The 17,495-nt window shown below is 60.5% G+C and carries 23 protein-coding genes and 1 pseudogene; 16 read left to right on the top strand and 8 right to left on the bottom strand.

Annotation, left to right across the window (positions count from 1 at the left end; all coding sequences use genetic code 11):
* Nucleotides 1–336 precede the first annotated feature (336 nt).
* The 11 genes from OR16_RS04250 to OR16_RS43410 all read left to right on the top strand — a co-directional run bounded on the left by OR16_RS04250 (nucleotide 337) and on the right by OR16_RS43410 (nucleotide 4,334).
* Nucleotides 337–579 carry an AbrB/MazE/SpoVT family DNA-binding domain-containing protein gene (locus OR16_RS04250; RefSeq protein WP_006156733.1) on the top strand — a complete coding sequence of 81 codons (243 nt, stop codon included), beginning with the start codon at nucleotides 337–339 and terminating at the stop codon, nucleotides 577–579.
* Nucleotides 579–917 carry an endoribonuclease MazF gene (gene mazF, locus OR16_RS04245; RefSeq protein ID WP_006156732.1) on the top strand — a complete coding sequence of 113 codons (339 nt, stop codon included), beginning with the start codon at nucleotides 579–581 and terminating at the stop codon, nucleotides 915–917. The genes OR16_RS04250 and mazF overlap by 1 nt, the downstream gene beginning before the upstream one ends.
* Before the next feature lie 159 nt (nucleotides 918–1,076).
* Nucleotides 1,077–1,304: a hypothetical protein gene (locus OR16_RS04240; RefSeq protein ID WP_043418368.1), complete on the top strand. Its 228-nt coding sequence runs from the start codon at nucleotides 1,077–1,079 to the stop codon at nucleotides 1,302–1,304.
* Between the two features lie 108 nt (nucleotides 1,305–1,412).
* The gene (locus OR16_RS04235) at nucleotides 1,413–1,664 is read left to right on the top strand and encodes a hypothetical protein (protein ID WP_141639836.1); all 252 of its coding nucleotides are present in this window, start codon (nucleotides 1,413–1,415) and stop codon (nucleotides 1,662–1,664) included.
* A gap of 130 nt (nucleotides 1,665–1,794) precedes the next feature.
* On the top strand, nucleotides 1,795–1,974 hold the full coding sequence (locus OR16_RS40870; RefSeq protein ID WP_081488668.1) for a DUF1737 domain-containing protein: 180 nt from the start codon (nucleotides 1,795–1,797) through the stop codon (nucleotides 1,972–1,974).
* A gap of 265 nt (nucleotides 1,975–2,239) precedes the next feature.
* Entirely contained in the window at nucleotides 2,240–2,521 is a 282-nt protein-coding gene (locus tag OR16_RS04230) for a hypothetical protein (RefSeq protein ID WP_006156729.1), read from the top strand.
* Nucleotides 2,522–2,580: 59 nt separating this feature from the next.
* Entirely contained in the window at nucleotides 2,581–2,874 is a 294-nt protein-coding gene (locus OR16_RS04225; protein ID WP_006156728.1) for a CV_2116 domain-containing protein, read from the top strand.
* Nucleotides 2,871–3,098 carry a hypothetical protein gene (locus OR16_RS04220; RefSeq protein ID WP_006156727.1) on the top strand — a complete coding sequence of 76 codons (228 nt, stop codon included), beginning with the start codon at nucleotides 2,871–2,873 and terminating at the stop codon, nucleotides 3,096–3,098. The genes OR16_RS04225 and OR16_RS04220 overlap by 4 nt, the downstream gene beginning before the upstream one ends.
* 13 nt (nucleotides 3,099–3,111) lie before the next feature.
* On the top strand, nucleotides 3,112–3,354 hold the full coding sequence (locus OR16_RS04215; RefSeq protein ID WP_050982883.1) for a hypothetical protein: 243 nt from the start codon (nucleotides 3,112–3,114) through the stop codon (nucleotides 3,352–3,354).
* Entirely contained in the window at nucleotides 3,351–4,052 is a 702-nt protein-coding gene (locus OR16_RS44415; protein ID WP_006156725.1) for a DUF7673 family protein, read from the top strand. The genes OR16_RS04215 and OR16_RS44415 overlap by 4 nt, the downstream gene beginning before the upstream one ends.
* Before the next feature lie 72 nt (nucleotides 4,053–4,124).
* Nucleotides 4,125–4,334: a hypothetical protein gene (locus OR16_RS43410; RefSeq protein WP_141639835.1), complete on the top strand. Its 210-nt coding sequence runs from the start codon at nucleotides 4,125–4,127 to the stop codon at nucleotides 4,332–4,334.
* On the opposite strand, the gene OR16_RS40865 is transcribed toward OR16_RS43410, so the two are convergent.
* From OR16_RS40865 to OR16_RS04205, 4 genes and pseudogenes are all read right to left on the bottom strand, one after another.
* On the bottom strand, nucleotides 4,301–5,290 hold the full coding sequence (locus tag OR16_RS40865; protein WP_006156724.1) for a caspase family protein: 990 nt from the start codon (nucleotides 5,288–5,290) through the stop codon (nucleotides 4,301–4,303). The two genes, OR16_RS43410 and OR16_RS40865, sit on opposite strands and share 34 nt — an antisense overlap.
* A gap of 18 nt (nucleotides 5,291–5,308) precedes the next feature.
* Nucleotides 5,309–5,725, bottom strand: a complete 417-nt coding sequence (locus tag OR16_RS40860) for a TIR domain-containing protein (protein ID WP_006156723.1) — start codon at nucleotides 5,723–5,725, stop codon at nucleotides 5,309–5,311.
* 228 nt (nucleotides 5,726–5,953) lie between these two features.
* Entirely contained in the window at nucleotides 5,954–6,448 is a 495-nt protein-coding gene (locus tag OR16_RS40855) for a hypothetical protein (RefSeq protein WP_081488667.1), read from the bottom strand.
* Between the two features lie 215 nt (nucleotides 6,449–6,663).
* Nucleotides 6,664–7,257, bottom strand: a pseudogene (locus OR16_RS04205) (hypothetical protein); the annotation flags it as partial.
* Between the two features lie 95 nt (nucleotides 7,258–7,352).
* Here OR16_RS04205 and OR16_RS04200 point away from each other — a divergent pair.
* On the top strand, nucleotides 7,353–8,072 hold the full coding sequence (locus OR16_RS04200) for a hypothetical protein (RefSeq protein WP_141639834.1): 720 nt from the start codon (nucleotides 7,353–7,355) through the stop codon (nucleotides 8,070–8,072).
* A 237-nt stretch (nucleotides 8,073–8,309) separates the two neighbouring features.
* On the opposite strand, the gene OR16_RS04195 is transcribed toward OR16_RS04200, so the two are convergent.
* The 3 genes from OR16_RS04195 to OR16_RS04185 all read right to left on the bottom strand — a co-directional run bounded on the left by OR16_RS04195 (nucleotide 8,310) and on the right by OR16_RS04185 (nucleotide 11,130).
* Nucleotides 8,310–8,966 (bottom strand): SOS response-associated peptidase, encoded by a 657-nt coding sequence (locus tag OR16_RS04195; protein WP_006156720.1) that lies wholly within the window; start codon nucleotides 8,964–8,966, stop codon nucleotides 8,310–8,312.
* 2 nt (nucleotides 8,967–8,968) lie between these two features.
* Nucleotides 8,969–9,595 (bottom strand): hypothetical protein, encoded by a 627-nt coding sequence (locus OR16_RS42575; RefSeq protein WP_141639833.1) that lies wholly within the window; start codon nucleotides 9,593–9,595, stop codon nucleotides 8,969–8,971.
* 656 nt (nucleotides 9,596–10,251) lie between these two features.
* Nucleotides 10,252–11,130: a LysR family transcriptional regulator gene (locus OR16_RS04185; protein ID WP_043418361.1), complete on the bottom strand. Its 879-nt coding sequence runs from the start codon at nucleotides 11,128–11,130 to the stop codon at nucleotides 10,252–10,254.
* Nucleotides 11,131–11,269: 139 nt separating this feature from the next.
* Here OR16_RS04185 and OR16_RS04180 point away from each other — a divergent pair, with 139 nt between their 5' ends.
* On the top strand, nucleotides 11,270–12,496 hold the full coding sequence (locus OR16_RS04180; RefSeq protein WP_006156715.1) for an FAD-dependent monooxygenase: 1,227 nt from the start codon (nucleotides 11,270–11,272) through the stop codon (nucleotides 12,494–12,496).
* A 320-nt stretch (nucleotides 12,497–12,816) separates the two neighbouring features.
* Here OR16_RS04180 and OR16_RS04175 read toward each other — a convergent pair whose 3' ends face one another.
* On the bottom strand, nucleotides 12,817–13,629 hold the full coding sequence (locus OR16_RS04175; protein ID WP_006156714.1) for a competence protein CoiA: 813 nt from the start codon (nucleotides 13,627–13,629) through the stop codon (nucleotides 12,817–12,819).
* 592 nt (nucleotides 13,630–14,221) lie between these two features.
* Between OR16_RS04175 and OR16_RS04170 the strand changes: the two genes are divergently transcribed.
* The 3 genes from OR16_RS04170 to OR16_RS04160 are packed head-to-tail and all read left to right on the top strand — an operon-like array spanning nucleotide 14,222 to nucleotide 16,805.
* Nucleotides 14,222–14,617: a hypothetical protein gene (locus tag OR16_RS04170; RefSeq protein WP_006156713.1), complete on the top strand. Its 396-nt coding sequence runs from the start codon at nucleotides 14,222–14,224 to the stop codon at nucleotides 14,615–14,617.
* Nucleotides 14,618–14,649: 32 nt separating this feature from the next.
* Complete coding sequence (locus tag OR16_RS04165; RefSeq protein WP_043418358.1) at nucleotides 14,650–14,829, top strand: hypothetical protein; 180 nt, start codon at nucleotides 14,650–14,652, stop codon at nucleotides 14,827–14,829.
* A gap of 56 nt (nucleotides 14,830–14,885) precedes the next feature.
* Nucleotides 14,886–16,805, top strand: coding sequence for a ParB/RepB/Spo0J family partition protein (locus OR16_RS04160; protein ID WP_006156711.1), 1,920 nt, complete (start codon nucleotides 14,886–14,888; stop codon nucleotides 16,803–16,805).
* The last annotated feature ends 690 nt before the right edge of the window (nucleotides 16,806–17,495 follow it).

The following is a 17,495-nucleotide window of genomic DNA, read 5'->3' as shown; positions in this document are numbered from 1 at the left end:
TCGCCCGCTCCCAGATCGTTCTACCTTTCCGCCTCCCAAAACCCGGTACCTTTCGAATGTCTATGGCCATCGAGCGCGCCGCGGCCATGGTGTGGATCCGTGTATAGATGGCTAGGCATTGCCTAACGTTGGCCGACCAATGCATGCCGGAATGGCGCCGCCACGCCCCGCTGCTTGGCGGCCCTGCAGGTAGGCCCCGCCGGCTCTTGAGTAGAAGCGCCCCCGCAGGCCAGCAACAGCAAAGGAAGGCTTCGTTGGCGTTCGCGTATCGACAATGTTGCAACATCTCGCGAGGTCGAGTATAGTATCAACATTGACGATACGGAGGTGGTTCACATGCGAGTCATCGTAAAAAAGTGGGGCAACAGCGCGTCGGTGCGCATTCCTGCCGCCATCATGGAAGCCGCAAGCCTGAGCTTGGACGAAACCGTGGACGTGCGTGAAGAGGATGGGCGCATTGTCATCGAGCCGATACGCCATAGCGAATACGACCTTGCGCAATTGCTGGCCGGCATCACGCCGGACAACTTGCACGACGAGGCTAGTTTCGGCCCCGCGGTTGGCAAGGAGGCGTTCTAGTGGTGCGCGGCTACGTGCCCGAGGCCGGCGACATTGTATGGCTGCATTTCGACCCGCAAGCCGGCCACGAACAAGCCGGGCATCGGCCCGCCCTCGTTCTCAGCCCGGCTGCATACAACGGCAAGACTGGCCTGATGCTCTGCTGCCCCTTGACTACCCAGATCAAGGGCTATCCATTCGAGGTGTCGATTTCTGGCGACCGACCTAGCGCGGCGCTGGCCGATCAGGTGAAGAGTCTCGATTGGGTCGTGCGCAAGGCGAGTCACAAGGGCAGGGTGTCTTCTGTGGAACTGGCCGAAGTCCGGGCAAAAGCCATCGCCCTGCTAGGCAAACCATAGAAATGACAGCCGCCGCTGGGAGGCTTCACCGGCACCCGCCGTGCCTGAAGGGTTGAGCGACAGCAGAAAACGCCCCAACCAGGGCAGCGAGAGAAAACGCCTCCAGCTGGGGAGCAGAGGATAACGCCCACTTCGGGCCGGCAACCGTAGAGGAACATCATGCACCTGCAGCTTGTAATCAGCCCATCGCACTTTGTTGACCGCTACGGTCGCCGGGTTCTGACTGATGGCGGTCAGCCAGGCATGGACGGCAAAGAGGATGTCGGCTCTACCACGGAGCAATATCGCAATCTCGTGGCGGCCGCCGTCTACGCCAATTGCGAGCATCTGGACAATGCGCAGCTGGACGAGATCATCGCCTGGGTGCAGCTGTACAAGAGCAAGTGACGTCGCCGGCGATAGACGCCACGGAAAACGCCCCCAGCAGGGCATGAGGAATCGATGCCGACCACCAGGTTTGATCTTCGCGTGTCTAGTCCGCGGACAGGCAAGCGCATGCTGCCGGCGCGCGGCCAGCGACGGGCATGTGCTTGCTGTGGTTCGCTTGTGGCGACAGGCTGGGTGCTGGAGAATGGCGATTCGGTCTGCGCTGATTGCGAGGACACCATTGCGCGGGCAGAACTCTTTTTCAGCGAAAGCTATGGGCGAGCCACGCTGGACGCCTTTGCCGCCCATCAGGCGCAGATCGATGCGCATTTTTCTGAGCCTGCTCGGCTGTACTTGGCAGGAAGGCTCGGCCTGAGTTAAGAGTAAAACGCCCCCGGTCTGTGGGGTAGCAGAGAAAACGCCCCGCGGAAGAGCATAGTAGGTATCATGGCGCAGCCGCATCTCGTCCCCGACGCCGGCCGGTGGCCCGGCCCACTTTAGGTATCAAGCTATGCAATACAAGATCATCCGTGCATCGAACAACGATATCAAAAACGCTGAGCTGGAGCTGACCCAGGAAGTCAACGCGCATTTAGAGAAAGGCTGGGAGCTGGTAGGTGGTGTTTCCGTCAATCTTCTAGTTGACGCGGGGAGAACAATTTGTGTTTTCTGCCAAGCGCTCACCAAGTAGGGATGCGCCCTTAGCCGCCCGCGAGGCGGCTTTTTCACGACGCTCTTCCATGCCGATAACTGGTGTTATCAGCATGGCGTTTGACTCCGCAAACGGGCCGGTTCCAGAATGGGTCTAACCTAAGTGCCGGATATCACCCGATGCCGGTCGAATGTCAGTGGATGGAGAGGGATCGGTCGATTCGAAATGCTTTCCCACAAGAGGCTTTGGAACTGATTTCCAGGGTCAGATATCAAGGCTGACGCATGGCAACGAGACTGCTACCGTGGCTGCAGCGCGCTTTGCCTATGAGCAGGCCTGCCGCGCGGCCGAGAACGCGCATCTTGATGCGCGCAGCGCCGAAGCGCGGGCGGACGCCGTGGTGCTGCCCGCGCCGCGAGATCCTGAGGGGGAAGCCGTCCTGGCGTTAGCTAACGCCGATTACCACCGTGCGCTGGCCGCGCGCGAGGCCGCACGGCAGGCCGTGCAGGAAGCCTTGGCGCAGCTAATGGCGGCCATGAGCGCAGCGCGCCGCGTACGGCCAGTCAAGCCGAGTAAGGGCCGCTAAACGCTAGTGCCCAAGTCGTGACGTCATGATCGGGACGTTTCAACTGAATGGACACCACCATGCAGGCATTTGAATTTCTGGGCTACCGCATCGAGCCCGCAGCCGCTTACCACGACGACATACGCCGCTGGATACCGGCCGGCGTTATCCGCAACTCAGGGATCTCGGACGGCGCGACGGTTCCCGTGTCATCGCCGGAATTCTATTTCAACGAAGCTGAGGCCTGTTCTGCGTGCGCGGCGCGAGCGCGGGCGATGATACGGGCACACCGCGCCGGCGACGAAAGCCTGATTGACCTGGTCCGGGAGCAGCAGTGGTGGCGAAGTGGTAACCAAGAGCGAGGAAAACCATGAGTGCCAGCCTGTTCGACTTATATATCGCCGAGACTTGTGCGGACGAGTACGCGTCGCTGCGCGAAGCCAATGCGCGCTACCGCGCGCTGACCGTGCGCTTTCTGGATGGCGATGCCGCCGCGACCGAGGCTGACTGCCTGTCCGCCAAGGATGACGCGGACCGCGCCGAGACCACCGCGCGCGCGGCCTTCCGGCGCGCCTTCAAGCGTACAGATTCCGTTTAAGGAGGGAACGCACGTGGTGCGAAGAGCAATCCCCGAACCGCTGGCTGCCGGCGAGTACCTGACCAAGTGCCGGGAGACCAGCCACATGGCGGCCATCGTGGCCGGCCACGAAGCGGTATTTCCGCGGGCGCGCTGCGTCAGCGACGGGCGCTGGTGCACCTTCCACCGCGATGGCGCCGCCGTGTGCGAGTGCAACGCCAGCTATGCCGCGGCGCATTTCCTCATCGAACCCCTGACCAGTGAGGCGACCGAATGAGCATCCCACCCCGACCGAAGACGCAGCCCATCACCCATCACGTGCCCGAGCATCTGGTCGAGGCCTTCCTGCAGGCGGCGGATGAGTTCTTTGCCCAGGCCCGCGGCGGCCGGACCGCTGGCCAGGGCGCGGCAGAGGTCCGGGCCCAGGACCGCGACCGTGGCCTGGATTCGCTGGCGCACCTGGTGGAAGTCGCCGAAGGCGACACCGGCCAGGCCGGCATCGTGGCGCGCTTTCTCGCGGGCCTGTACAACGGCACCAACTTTCCATTCGACCTCACCGAGCTGCGCGGGCTCGATGCCGATCTGTTCGAGCATTGCCTGGCGGTGCTGCGCCTGGACAACCGGCCCAAGGTGGAGGTCCACCGGTATTTCACGGACGGCGATGAACTTTGGCAGTGCATGATTGCACGCTGGAATTTGGACCAGCAGCCGCCGGCGGAACCGGCGCCGCTGCACGGCGAGCGCTACCAGGCCAAGTACGTCACCCACGGCAACGCGCCGGGCTACCGCGACGTGACGCTGTATGTGTCCCTCGAAAACGACCCGGCGCGTCTGTTGCCCATCGAATTGCACTTCTCGGCGCAGGACGGCGTGGCGATCGCCCAGGACGTGATCGGCATTCACCGTCGTGTCTGGCAAGACGGGCGTGTCCCGATCGATATCGACGCGGGCGAAACGCGCCCGAGCTGGTTCTGATGCGCCGCGCCTTCTGCCTCGGCCGCCCTGACGCGGGCTCAGTACGCCGCCTACCGTGCCTGGCTGCAGGGTGTGCAACTGGGCGAAATCGCCGGCCGCTGGCTGGCGAACGACCCAGACGCGCTGCCGAGCGAGCGCGAGGCCGCCGCGCCCGGGCGTTCGTCTTGGCGTTCAGCCTCTGACCGGCTTCCCGGTCGCGTGCCACCCGAAATGAAAATTGAAATCGCGATTCAAAAAGCGGCCAAAATTCAAATTCTCTTCATTTCGGCAAGTTTCCTGTAGTGTGCCCCTAGCGCAGTTAATCTGCATCCAGTTGACCCTATTGCTGCATAGTACATGTGCTCAGCATCAACAGGCGCCACTAAGCCGTGCCTATTGCACATTTGCAACTCTTTAAAAACTCGCGCGTTATTTTCATCAACAGGAATATGCTTGAGTTCATCCGGTACATTTTCCCTGTCAGGCTCAAATGAAGGATCAAGCGCAAAGACGCTTGCGGCGTCAGGAAAATATTCCGGCAACCGCCTTAGCGTTTCCAATGAGATTTTCGGAGTAACCCGGCGCAGAGTGATAAACGTCTGCACGTTCGCCTTATAAATCGGTCGTTGCTCCCAAGCGCCCAAAGTTTGGTCCACATGTGCATAAACGGATGCCGGAGTAATCCGGCCGCAAATATCGGCAGCACTGCCGCTTAGCGCATCGAGTAGAATATCCGTGAATAAGCCACGACCGTTGGCCTCCGCAGCCGTTCCATTACGATGGCATGCCGTCAGTATTGTCACTCCACTACCAATGGCGGATATATTCTCATTGCCAAGTGAGGGCACTTCGCCAGCAAATCCAGAATGACAACTATCGAGAATAATTACCGTGGATTTGATGCGTGGATACGCTCGGTTCGCTAATCCCAATATCTCAGCAAGTGACATCCCCCAAGCCCCCCTAGTTCCGTTCTGGCTAACAATATAGCCAGCGTTGGTGTCAGGGTTGAGAATGCCATGTCCTGCGAAGAAGAGAAGGGCCGTTTCAGCATCTCCCGAAAACAACTCGGAGACTGCGGAATTCAAAGTCGCAGTTGATACCTCAATCTCGTTGCTTGTCAAAAGGCGAGTCGAAAAATTCGGCGACCCATCCCCATCCTTTTCGAGAGTGTTAGCAATGGCAGTAGCATCATTGACGCATCCGTGCAGCGGATGCGCCGGGTAATCGTCGATGCCAATCACTAGCGCCTTTTTCATAACCATTCCATTTTGAGGTTAAATTGAATGCGCCCTTATGGCATCAACGATTGATTTGCTCTGCCACCGAACAATCGCATCGGAATTTTCTTTGACAAGCTTGGAGGTTTTTTCCGCCGCCCATGGTTCTACTGCAATAATTGGTTTTTTGAAGTCATTTTTGGAGATTTGAATTTCCTTGTCGATCCATTTCGAGTATGAGCTATAAACGCCTGCGAGCATAACAACACAATTCACTGGAGCTACTTGAGCTTTTATTGCTTCGTATAATTTGGCATCCGTGCCAGCAGAATGAATCGGGTCGTTTTTCGGCACCGAGTAATTCGCCCAAGAGAAATTTGGGTGCTCATTAAAAAACTGCACAAGTTTCTCATAGGCATCTCCGTAGGCCCAGGAGTGACTGATAAACAGGCGATAGGTTTTTAGGCTTGGCATTTTGTCCTTGACGATTAATTTGTGGCGCCTGAGATCAGTTGTATCGAAATGAGGGGGCGCCGGAGGTGAGATGGATGATTCGACTAGTTATTTCCCTTGTTTCGGCGGAGTGACTTTGGGCATTGGAGGAGTTTGCCGTGGCGTTGGCAAGCCACGATCCTCACCAAGCGGCCGGGGGCGAGAAGGCGGATTTTGCGGTGACGGCTTATGATTCGACATCTTTTTTCCCTATATTGGGTAAAATGTTGAGAAATAATCCAGGGCAAGAGATTCGGCCTTTCCGGACTTTTCCTTGCTTTCTGGAATCACGCTGGATGATAGATATTTTTTCAGTATCTTATGCTTCTGCAGCCGAATATTTGTTCTTGCCTTGTTAATTTCCTCATCGCTAAGCTTTCCCGCTGCTATTTCTGGCCACTTCGACTCGGCCTGAATAAACAGCTCCTCAAATTCGTGTAGCACCGATGAATATGCATTCAATCGGTGCTTGAAAGGTAGGTGGGGGGCCACAGCAGAGACAACTTGAGACGCCGCAATAATTGACGCCCACAAAACTGAGAAATCTTTCCAAATCACCCATGCCCCGATACTTGCGCTTGAGGCAATAGCCATGAATATTTTTATAGCGCGGTCGCACCTTTCGGCATCATTAATATAAGCCTCTAGATAATTGATGTGAACCTTGAGTTGATAGAGCTCTTTCCAGAAGCGTTCCTGTGCCATGTATAATAGTAATTTCGCTAAAATGATAAGGCTAGACGCACTGATATAGCACTACAGCATTGATTAAATAACAGTACGAAATGGGTATGTGATTGTGTCCATATCATACACGCAGATCGCCTGACTCGCTGCTTTGCTGGAATTTTAACGATAGTTACCGTCCGCGCATCGCTTGCCTCCGTCCTGCGCGTCAAAAGAAGTACCGTTTTTCCATTTCAATGTAGTGAAATTGGGGCATGCCACGCCAGGCGCGCGCCGGCGGAGCGCCGAGATACGCAAGCTGTTTTCGCGTACGCGAAAATAGGGCATCTTCCGGCCTGCAGACAGCTGTCTGAACGCTGGAAGCGCTGCGGCGGCACGGCGCCGGGGCGTTTGATCTTCACCAGTCGCGCGAGCGCACGCCGACCTGGTGAGTGCTGCCAGCCCGCTTTGTCATAGAGCCATTCCCCATCGTCGACGTCCTGGACATATAGCAGGCTGGGAGGCGGTTCGGCCAGAAGCTTTTTGAGCGCGGACTTGCGCTCCTCGATGGGCTGGGCCCGCAGATCTCGCCCTCCGCCAACGATCAGGTCGAAGATGCAATAGGCGACCTGGTCCGCTCCCACGTACCAGCCACGACGCAGGGCGCGACGGTGCACCCGGTTGAAGTCGCTGATTCCGAGATCGGAGAGAACGCAGACCTCCCCGTCCACGATGTTCCCAGCAGGCAGGGCGGACAGAGCGTCGCCCAGCTCGGGGAACCACTTCGTCGCATTGACCCCGCCGCTCGACTGCAATTCGACCTGGCCGGTGGTGGCCAGCATCCTGTAACCGTCGTACTTTTATAGGTATCTCTGGAGGTGTTGCGTTCGACTGACTGCCGGGATTCATAATATGCGGTGGGAAAGTCGATGCCGAGCGAAGAATGGAAAATGAAATGGATGTGCAGGCGGAGCTGGAGCAGTTGAGACTATCGGTGCAAGCCGCGCAGGACGAGGTGATGCTGGCGGTGATGTTTCATGAAAACTGGAAGCCAGCGGCTTACGATGTAGAGCTGCATGAGCGTATGGGGACATCTTTCGCCACGCATTCCTTCCAGATTATTCGGATGGCCCTTCGGCGGGAGGTCCTTATGGCGCTGATGCGCGTGTGGGATAAGGACAAGCGTGCGGTGAGGCTAACAGCTATCGCCGAAGTATTGCGCAGCAAAAAATGTTTTGAAGCGTTGGTTCATGCGCGTGCGGCCCGGATCAACATTGGACCTGATCCAATTGGAGACATGCGAAGCGCTCTGGAGCCAAAGCGCGATGAGATCTTGCGCCTTGTCCGCAAATACCTCGAGAAAGGCGATGGATCGTCGATTCTCGAAAGCCTGAGGGCGATCAGACACGAACGGCTCGCGCATAGGCAGACTGGGCAGCCAGCTAGCGCGCCAGGAGCGGAAGCAACTGAGGAGCAAATCGAAACGTTCTACCAGGACACGTTAGAAATTGTTCGATTGCTTTCCTTGGTGATGGGGCATGCCTTCGAAATTGCTACCGACGCTGCTGGCGTCTACCGACACCATGCCAGCTTTTTTTGGGCAGCCGCAAGGGGTGAACGAACGGAAGGCCATCCGAACTTCAGGCGCCCTTCGCTGGGGTAAGAGCGCTGACTCTTCGCTGTCCGCATGGGGGCAATGGCTCAATCACAACACCCCCCTTCATCAAACGCAACGGCCCCTCACGTGGGGCCGGCGATGCAAGAAATGCAACAGGTTGGGGTACATATTTGCACTTGATCTCGAAATGCCAGCCGTCCCCGCGCGGAACGGTCTTTCGTTCTCACAGCAGCATGGGGGAGAGGTCCGCCAGCTTCGGCGCCGGCGCGCGCGCATGGGACGCTACTCGGCAGCCTTTGCCTGCGGTGCGCGCGGCGCAGGCTCTGCAGCCATGAAGTCGGGCGGGTAGGGCCGCATGAAGCTGCGTGCCCGCTCCGGATCTCGGCAGCCCAGCCAGTCGTCCCATTCCGCCCGCGGTACGATGACGATCATCCGTTTTTCCTTGCCTGGGGCATGGAAGCGGTTCATCAGTGGGTGTTTGTCCGAGTTGATGGTCAGCATAGTAAAGCTGAAGACCTCGGCGCCAGCCTCGCCTGGCCAGGCCCGCCACAGCCCCGCGATCGCGAATTCGGGCTCATCCTTCAGCCAGATCCGCCAGCGGACCGACTTGGGCCCGCTCTCGTAGTTGGGTTCATAGAACGCGCTGGCCGGTACGAGGCAGAGCTGGCCCTTCTTCCACGGCCCCGAGAAAGACCGCTTCTCGCCGACCGTCTCTGATCGTGCGTTGGTTGTGTCGAACTTGGCCACGCCGGGTGGGATACGTGCCTTGGGGACCATGCCGAAGGTGCCAACCAGCGCCTGGCGGGCGCTGCCATTGCTCACGATGATTGGCGCCGGATAGTCCGGCCAAGTTTCCTTCGGATAGTCCAGCGGCGGCGGCTCGACGCCGTAGACATCGCGCAGCAGCTGTCGCTGGACAGGGGCGTAGTTATTGCACACGGCTAGTCCCTCCGGTTCTTGTTGCGAGTGTAGACGCTTTGCCGCAGCGGCCCGAAGAACTCCCGTTCCCAGGCCTCGCGCTCCTCGATGCAGGGCTCGCCGCAGATGTCGGCACGGAACTTCTCCAGGATCTGCATGTGCGACACGTGGCAGCCGCAGTCGTAGGCCTTCTGCAACTGGTTGGCGCACAGCAGCAGAATCCGCAAGCGGTGGATCTCCCAGAGCAGGTCCCGGACCTCGGGGCAGGGGTTTCGCTCGTAGATCGCACGGAGCTGGCCGGCGGATAGCTTCGGGTATTCGTATCGGCCGTCCGGGCCGACGGGAAACTTGGGTGCCATGGCGATCACTGAGCCACGCGCGGCAGCACGCGCATGGCCTTCTCCGCTACGCGTCGGTGTTTGTCCTGTGCTTCCGCCCAGGTCGCCGATGTGAAGAAGAACGAAGCGTTTGAACCAGCCGGTGAGAAAGTCGAGGTGAACACGCTGCTCCAGTTCCACCACGGGCTGGCCGTTGGGGTCAAGGATGAAATACCGTGTGCGGAAGGGATCGCCATAGAGATCCGGCGTACCACCGCGCATGGCGTGACGCAGCGCGCGGATCCAGTTTTCGGGAGTATCGGGGTGGGGCATGGCGCTGGATCAGCTTCTGGACGACTTGGACGGGCCGATTCGAATGCCCTCACAGGCATTGAATTCGACGAATGGCTGGTACCCGTAAGCACGCAGGCGGGCCAAGTCGCCCCGGGCCGAGCCTGGCAGCCGGGTGTTGCAGCCCAGTAGGGCGGACGTTACTGCATAGGTGCTGCAGATAGGGCAGGTGTATCGGAACCCCTGGCCGCCACGCTGGCACGTGCGTTCGGCCGCGGCCTGGCAGACGGGGCAAGCTGCAGATTCGGATTTCATAGGGAGGCAAAAAGTACTGTATGGATATACAGTATCATACTGCTTTCCTCGAAAACCGCGCTTGTGGGGCGGCCCCTTCTGTAGGAAACCAGAATTAGCTGGACTACATACCGGTTTGCTGGACTGGAAATCCGGAATTAGCTGGATTGCCGTGCAGCTGATGCGGGCGAGGCTGCTCCAGGGTAAGGGCCATAGTCGATTTCGACCTCTTCTCGGCGGCTTGGAGGGTGCGGCCGAAACGGTTGTATGCTCAAGAAGCCCAGGTTTGGCGCCGGGACAGCGCACGGCCGCTGTCGGCCAGAAGCGGACGTTGAAAAAGTCATGCCGAGCAACTGCTTACGCTCCGAGAAATTCCACTTTGAGCCCGGCGCGCCACTTCGATCCTAAACCGTCCCACGCGGTCTGGGGTCCATGGGAAGGCTCGCCGATCCAGCCAACCGTACCTGTATCAATTCCAGCAGCGCCCGAACACGCGCAGTCACGGAATGGCGATGGCTGTATGCCCCCAACCCCTGGCAGGGATAGGCCGCCACAATCGCGAAGCCGATGCCTTGGCGTGCGCCTGCCACGGCCAATTCCCCGCTGTTGACGCGGTAGCGGCTGCGTACCGGCACTTTGACGATTTCGCCTGCTGCGTCCTGAAACTGCCAGGGCTGGCCCTTCAGCGCACTGAGGGTGGTGATACAGGGCAGAGACTTCAGCTCGGACACGTGGCGTGGCATGCCGGTCCTGGCCAGCAAGGAGGGTGCAGCAACCACGATACTGGGCAGTGTGGCGAGTTCGCGGGTGATGAAGGCACTGTCCTCCTGATGGCCCCCGTGGAAGACGATGGAAAGGTCAACGTCCTCTCGAAGCACTTCCAGTCCGGTCATCCGGGTATCGCATTCCAGCTCGATGCCTGGATGGAGGCTACAGAATTCGGCGAGGATGGGAGCCAGCAGCCTTGGCGCTTCGCCGGGCATGCACATTTTCAGAGGACCACGCAGTTCGCGCTGTACCGCACCAAGCTCTTCCTGCGTAGAGAGCAGAGTATCGAGCAAGGGCTTGGCGCGTTCGTAGAGCAGTCGACCGGCTTCCGTCATACGCAGGTGGCGGGTGCTTCGCTCCAGCAGGCGCACGCCGAGTCTGCGCTCCAGCGCAGCGACATGGCGGCTGACGTTGGACGAGGGGATGGCCAACAGACGCGATGCGCCAGCAAAGCTCTGCTCATCAACAACTGCCGTGTAGACACGGACCGTATTCAGATCGAGTCCATCGCGCATTGATTATCCCGTTTTAGGTATGAAAGCCTTCCATTTTTACACGCTAGTTCTCTTTAATGACGAAATCTAAGATGCCATTTTGCACGATGCGAAACGGTGAGCCGTGCATCGGGCACCGTATGGACAGGAGAGATTCAACGTGGAAATTGGAATACTTGGCGGCGGCATCGCGGGCCTGAGCGTGGCATTGGCTTTGCGCAAGCAGGGTTACAACCCTCGGGTCTATGAGCGCCGAGCGGAGCCGGCAACCATGGGGGCCGGCGTGACGCTTTGGCCCAATGCCAGCTTTGTGCTGGAAGAACTGGGGCTATTGCAAGACATCGACGCCATTGGTGGTCGACCGCTAACAATGCACCGCCAGGATGCTGTGGGCAATGCATTGGGAGGCCTCGATATTGCCTTGCTGGACCGGACGATGGGATACCCGACCTACACGGTGCTACGCCGGCACTTGCAGGAGGTGTTACTAGATCATGTAGCCCGGGCCAGGATACCGGTGGAGTTCGGACACCGGGCGGTGCGGATTGAGCTGGATGCCAATGGCAGGGCTGTGGCCCATTTCGAGAACGGTGCGAGCATCCGCCCGGATCTGCTCATTGGCGCCGACGGCCGCATGGATTCTGTGGCGCGCAAGTTTGTCGCGGGTGACAACACACCTGTCTATCAGGGCTTCGTGAACTGGATTGGCGTAGCTCAGGGGCAGCATGCGCTAGTGGACGATATTTCGATTCAGGATTTCTGGGGGGCGGGCGAGCGCTTTGGTTGCGTCGCGATTCGACCCCAACTGGTGTATTGGGCTGCGGCCCAGGCTCGGCCCCTATCTGAAACCATCCCGACCGCAGATATACGCAAGGAGGTCGAAGATCTGTTCGCGGGATGGCCCGAACCGGTCTCGCATATCATCCGTGCCACGCCCGCAAATGCCGTCCGGCTGATTGCGGTGCATGACCTGGAGCCGCTGCATACATGGAGTCGGGCAAATGTACTGCTGGTTGGGGATGCCGCACACGCGCCATTGCCGACGTCGGGGCAGGGGGCCTGCCAGGCGTTGGAGGATGCGTGGCATTTGGCCCGGTGCCTGAATGGCGCAAGCGGCTGCCTAGATGAGGCCTTTCGGGCATTCACGAAGATCCGCAGCCCCAAAACTGCAAAGCTAGCGGAGCAAGGTCGGGTCTTTGCACGCGGGCTGTTCGCCACCGATCCTGAAACCTGCCGCATGCGCAACGAGCGGGCCAAGGCGTCCGATCCTGTGCGTGACGTGCAGGTCTTGGCCGCCGGATGGGGACAGGGCCTGCCAATGCCAAGCTGCACCGACAGCACGCCAGCGCAAGGGGGGGGCTTCGGCAGCCTGTACCGTATTGAATGACGTGCGCTAGATGTCCTTCATCGGGTTTTATGCAAACGTTTCTTTCCATCCATCCAGTCAGCTCGCATGCGGGCATCTGCCGGTAAGCGCTGCATAGCAAACATTGGTCATTGAAACTCGAACGGCGGCAACGGGTCGGCAAGAGACAGTGAGCAACCGGCGCGGAGCAGTCCAACGAATTCGCGCTTCAAGTCAGGGCAGTCTCGCTATTCCCGGTTCTAATATGGGAGAGCGCTGGCCGAATTAACTGATAAGTCTCTGATTTTCGGGAAATGCGGTCTCACGAATTCCGGTCCCTCGCACTTCGTCGCGGGCGGTGCCTATTCTTTGGGCGGTGAGGGAACGGGCGACTTGGGGACGAAGACGATCCGATTGCCTTGCGGATAGAAGTGCGTGCCGACCGAGCTGGACTGTCGCCGCGTCGTGGTGATGTTGAGCTGCGCCAAGGTGAACGGCCCCGTGAGCGTGAGCTTGCGCCAGCGCTTCGACGGACGGCTGTACCCGCCGGCAGACTCCGTACCGCCGCCGGATACGTGCCACTCGCTGTAGGCGACCTCCAGCATCGCCTTGTCGAACTTGCCCTGCCACAGCAGACCCGTGGAGGGCTCGACGTACCACAGTTCCTTGAAGTTGAAGCCCTGCAGCCACTTCTCGAAGGGCTTGGGACTGTAGCGCTCGATGATGTGGCCCGTGGCGGTCTTCTTGGTGGTGAGCTTGCTCAGGTCGATCAGGGGCAGCCACGTGACCGCCGCGCCCTGCTTGAAGTAATCCTGCGTGCGACGCGCGATGTCCTGCTCCGTGATCGGTTGGTGCTGCATCTCGAAGACATAGGGGGCGCCGTTCTTGCCAAGCGCATACACGTCCGCGCGCTGCGTGCCGATCGGGAATTCCACATCCGCGACCCGCGGCAACGCGCGCAGGTGGTCCAAGAATAGTTTCTTGGCGGCCATGTGCGCGGCGGTCTCGCCTTTGGCCCAGGTACAGGTGACCGGCGGCTTGTGTGCGAAGTGGTGGATGACCTTGAGGCCTTTCTTCAGCGTGACCACCTGGCCGCAGCCGGGGCAATCGTACGTCGGACCCTTTTGAGCAAGCGCAGCGAATGTGCGCGCACCGTTGAGCAATGCGACCAGCATGGCGACCCGTGTTGTTTGTCCAGACTCCCCATTATGCCAAGAGCCTCCAATCGACGCAGCGGGTCGGCTTGCGCCTGACCGTCCTTGTCAGGCTTAGCAATTACCCCCTGGGGGCGTCTCCCTACGCTCCGCTACGGCCGGGCTTTTCGTGCTGCGCATTGAGCCTGGCTGCGCCAGTCTCGCCCCCTGCGGGCTTCTATCCCTGACGCCTCCGCGCCGGCAACGCCGGCGCTGCGCGCTCTCGCTTGCCGATAGCGTCGCGGCCGCGGCCTCAACGTGAGGGCGCCGGCCCTTCGGACCCGCGCCGCGGTGTTGGTGGCGGGAAATCAATGTAGCCGCGCCCCATCCTTTGCCCTTCGGCCTAAGCGCGTTGCCTCTGCGCTTCGGGCCGCCTCTCTTCGACGCATAGCACTGCCCAGGCCCGGCGCAAGGGTGCGCTTCGCCACGTCCTCTCCCGTTCGGTGCTCGCCTGCGGCTGTGCTCCGCGTGCGGCATCCGGCGTGCACTTGCCCCAGCCCTGCGCAGTGCTACCCATGCGTCGAGGCGGCTCCGAAGAGCAGAGACAACAGGCCGAAAGGCAAAGGATGAAACCATGAGCGCAACGACGATCCCCACCACCAACACCACCGACAACGCGGGCGTTCCTCCCGCACCCTCCGAGGCTCACCAAAGAGCAGCAAATGCGCAGGGCCAGTTCACGGCGCACACCAACACCTCGCCGCTCTTTCCGCTGGGCCTGTTGACCGCGACGCGCGGTGCGGCTGATGCGCTGGCTCGCCACGACGAAAGCTATTTCGCCTATGTGCAACGCCACCACACAGGCGATTGGGGCGACGTGGGCGAAGACGACCGGAACGCGAATGCCGTGGGCGTGCGCGAGGGCTACCGAATCTTCTCTGTCTACAGCCTGCAAGACGGCAAAAAATTGTGGGTCATCACCGAAGCGGATCGCAGCGTGACAACCTTGTTGCTGCCAAGCGAGTACTGAATCCCAAGAGCCCGACAGAGGAGCGCAGCGATATGGAAACGTTCATGGGTTACATGCGAGACGAGGCAGAGAACTACCAAATCACCTTCTATTTCACCGTCCCAGGCGATGCCACGCAGGAGCAGCGCGACGCTGCCGCGTTCCGCGCCCTGAAGGAAGCCGCGTCGGAATACGCAGCGACCGTGAAATGCATTTCACTCGGCAGAGACTGACACACATGCCGATTCACCGATATTCTCCACCCCGATCCACTTTGAAGGAGCCCTTCATGGACATGACCGTCAACTCTCAAATCGAAGCCGCGACGTACTCAGCTGGCCTGCTTGCAGTGCTGCCGCTCTCTGCGTTGTACCCGTCGAAGCAGAACGTCCGCACCACGCCCGGCACGATGCCGATCCACGAATTGGCAGAAAGCATCTTCACGCAGGGTCTGCTGCAAAATCTCGTGGTCACGCCGAAGAAGGGAAATAGGAAGGCACAGACGCACGCCGTCGTCGCCGGTGGCCGTCGCTATCAGGCCCTCACGATGCTGGCCGAGCAGGGCCGCATTCCGTCCGATTACCCGGTGTCTGTCATCGTCATCGAGGACGCGGCCCGCGTGATCGCGGTTAGCCTCGCCGAGAATGTCGCTCGTGAGGCCATGCACATTGCGGACGAACTCGCCGCGATCCTCAAGCTCGACAAGGAAGGGCGTGCGGTGGAGAACATCGCCAACACGCTGGGCATTTCCATGCTGACGGCACGCCGGCGGCTCAAGCTTGTGGGCGTTTCGTCCAAGCTGGTGGACCTGCTGCGCTCCGACGAAATCACGTTGGAGCAACTGATGGCGTTGGCGATCTCCGACAGCCACGCCGAGCAAGAGCGCGTATGGTTCGGCGCCGGCCAGTATCAGCGATCGCCCAGCCAATTGCGCGTGGCACTGACGCACGACGAGATCGACGCCGGCGACAATCCGCTTGCCCGGTTTGTCGGTGTCGACGCCTACGCAGCAGCGGGCGGGGCGGTGCGCCGTGACCTATTCTCGGACGACAACAACGGCTACCTTGCCGATGCTGACCTGCTGTACCGCCTGTGCGAAGAAAGACTCGAAGGCGAGGCACAGGCGCTGCGCAACGCTGGCTGGTCCTGGGCCGAAGTGCGCAGCCGCTACGACCACAGCGAATTCTCGCGTTATGGGCGCCTGCGCCCGACCGACATGCCGTTGTCGCCGGAAGCTGCGGAAGAACTGCGCATGTTGCGCGAACAAGCTGTTGCGCTTGATGCCGAGTACGACGCACTCTGTGACGCCGACGACGAGCGCGCCGATGAAGTCTACGAGAAGCTGGAAGCCGTCACGGAGCAGATCACGAGCCTTGAAGAGCGCAGCACCAAGGCATGGTCGCCCGAGCAGCGTGCCGCATCGGGGGTCGTGGTGTACGTGAATCGCGATGGCACGCTGGCTCTCAAGGAGGGTCTGGTGCTGCCGAACGCTATGGTGCGAAGCAATGGGGACCCCGCGATGGTCGTCAAGGATCAGTACGGCAGCGTCAAGGAACCCAAGACAAGGCCAACACATGCCGACAAGCTGGTGCGCCACTTGACCGCTCACCGCACTGCTGCCGTACAGGCCGCGCTGGCCGCGCGCCCCGATGTGGCGTTTGCCTTGGTGACGGCCACGCTGGTCGCGGGGGTGTTCCACGCCTATGCGGCAGAAAACGGCCTTGAAATCAGGGGCACGCAGATCGACCACAAGCTGACCAGCGCCGCTGACGACATGGAATCGAGCCGCGCATGGCAGGAACTGACCGCACAGCGCGAGAAATGGCAGGCAATGGTGCCCGCCACGCAAGCCGAACTGCTGCCGTGGCTGATGACGCTCGATTGGGAAACGTTCTCGGCGCTGACGGCCTTCTGCGTGGCCGTGCATGTCAACGGCGTGCGTGATACCGAGAAGCATCACGCGCCGATAGATGCGCTGGCCGGTGCGCTGACGGTCGACATGGCCGACTACTGGACGCCGACCAGCGCGAGCTATTTCGGCCGAATCTCGAAGGCACAGATGATCACCGTTGTGACCGAAGCCGTTAGCGCCGAAGCGGCAGCGCCGCTGGCCGCCATGAAGAAGGATGCGGCGGCGCAAGCGGCTGAGCGTGCGATGCAAGGTCTGCGCTGGACGCCCGAGCCGATGCATCCGCGCAAGGCCGGTTGACGAAATAAGCGAGAGCAGGGCGGCGGTGCCGCCCTGCTGGCGCAACCATCGGCAAGGAGGCCGCATGCAGCAAACGAGGATCGTGTTCGGCGATGAGGCCGACGCCGAGTCATATTGGCACGACAAGGCGTGGAAGAAATTTGCCGTGGATGTCGCGGCAGGGCCGCAGCGACGGCCAACGTTCCGGGCCACGGTCTATGTCGGTGCCCGAAGCCCGCAGGACGCCATCGCTTGTGCGAAGCGCAATCTGTCACGCAGCCCTGCCGGATGTCGGTTCGCGGCGCGGCTTTCCGGGCCGCGTGAGCTGGGCTGCGTTCCATCCTGACAGTACCAGGAGCGCGCCATCGTGCCTGGCACTGCGCGCCAGGTTGAGCTGGCGGCGGCTCTCGGGGCTGCACCCCTGCCGCAAGGCACCCCCGCTGCAACCTGCTGGTGCGCTGCGCGCACCAGGTCGCGCTTACGGTCAGCCTTAGCGTAATGAATCGCCCGTTCCCCTTGCCCGTTGACTCTCTTCATCGTCAAGTGGCGCTTATCCGTTTCCGTGTGGGCGGCGGCAGTACGCATAGGACGGGCATCCCCCTTCGCTAGGCTACGGGTCGCGCTCTCGTGCTACGCATCGAGCCTGGCTCCCGCCAGTCTCGCCCCTACGGGCTTCCATCGCTGATGCCTCCGCGCCGCCGTCACGGCGAC

Origin of the sequence: Cupriavidus basilensis OR16, from assembly GCF_000243095.1 — a bacterium.
Taxonomy (GTDB): Bacteria; Pseudomonadota; Gammaproteobacteria; order Burkholderiales; family Burkholderiaceae; genus Cupriavidus; species Cupriavidus basilensis_D.
The sequence above is the reverse complement of the archived record's forward strand: the minus strand, read 5'-3'. Positions and strand labels throughout refer to the sequence as shown.

What these genes read in the sequence shown, in the direction of transcription:
- OR16_RS04250 (WP_006156733.1), top strand. Translation starts at nt 337, where the DNA reads ATGCGAGTCATCGTAAAAAAGTGGGGCAACAGCGCGTCGGTGCGCATT.
- OR16_RS04240 (WP_043418368.1), top strand. Translation starts at nt 1,077, where the DNA reads ATGCACCTGCAGCTTGTAATCAGCCCATCGCACTTTGTTGACCGCTAC.
- OR16_RS04235 (WP_141639836.1), top strand. Translation starts at nt 1,413, where the DNA reads ATGCTGCCGGCGCGCGGCCAGCGACGGGCATGTGCTTGCTGTGGTTCG.
- OR16_RS40870 (WP_081488668.1), top strand. Translation starts at nt 1,795, where the DNA reads ATGCAATACAAGATCATCCGTGCATCGAACAACGATATCAAAAACGCT.
- OR16_RS04225 (WP_006156728.1), top strand. Translation starts at nt 2,581, where the DNA reads ATGCAGGCATTTGAATTTCTGGGCTACCGCATCGAGCCCGCAGCCGCT.
- OR16_RS04220 (WP_006156727.1), top strand. Translation starts at nt 2,871, where the DNA reads ATGAGTGCCAGCCTGTTCGACTTATATATCGCCGAGACTTGTGCGGAC.
- OR16_RS44415 (WP_006156725.1), top strand. Translation starts at nt 3,351, where the DNA reads ATGAGCATCCCACCCCGACCGAAGACGCAGCCCATCACCCATCACGTG.
- OR16_RS40865 (WP_006156724.1), bottom strand. Translation starts at nt 5,290, where the DNA reads ATGAAAAAGGCGCTAGTGATTGGCATCGACGATTACCCGGCGCATCCG.
- OR16_RS40860 (WP_006156723.1), bottom strand. Translation starts at nt 5,725, where the DNA reads ATGCCAAGCCTAAAAACCTATCGCCTGTTTATCAGTCACTCCTGGGCC.
- OR16_RS40855 (WP_081488667.1), bottom strand. Translation starts at nt 6,448, where the DNA reads ATGGCACAGGAACGCTTCTGGAAAGAGCTCTATCAACTCAAGGTTCAC.
- OR16_RS04200 (WP_141639834.1), top strand. Translation starts at nt 7,353, where the DNA reads ATGGAAAATGAAATGGATGTGCAGGCGGAGCTGGAGCAGTTGAGACTA.
- OR16_RS42575 (WP_141639833.1), bottom strand. Translation starts at nt 9,595, where the DNA reads ATGCCCCACCCCGATACTCCCGAAAACTGGATCCGCGCGCTGCGTCAC.
- OR16_RS04185 (WP_043418361.1), bottom strand. Translation starts at nt 11,130, where the DNA reads ATGCGCGATGGACTCGATCTGAATACGGTCCGTGTCTACACGGCAGTT.
- OR16_RS04175 (WP_006156714.1), bottom strand. Translation starts at nt 13,629, where the DNA reads ATGCTGGTCGCATTGCTCAACGGTGCGCGCACATTCGCTGCGCTTGCT.
- OR16_RS04170 (WP_006156713.1), top strand. Translation starts at nt 14,222, where the DNA reads ATGAGCGCAACGACGATCCCCACCACCAACACCACCGACAACGCGGGC.
- OR16_RS04165 (WP_043418358.1), top strand. Translation starts at nt 14,650, where the DNA reads ATGGAAACGTTCATGGGTTACATGCGAGACGAGGCAGAGAACTACCAA.
- OR16_RS04160 (WP_006156711.1), top strand. Translation starts at nt 14,886, where the DNA reads ATGGACATGACCGTCAACTCTCAAATCGAAGCCGCGACGTACTCAGCT.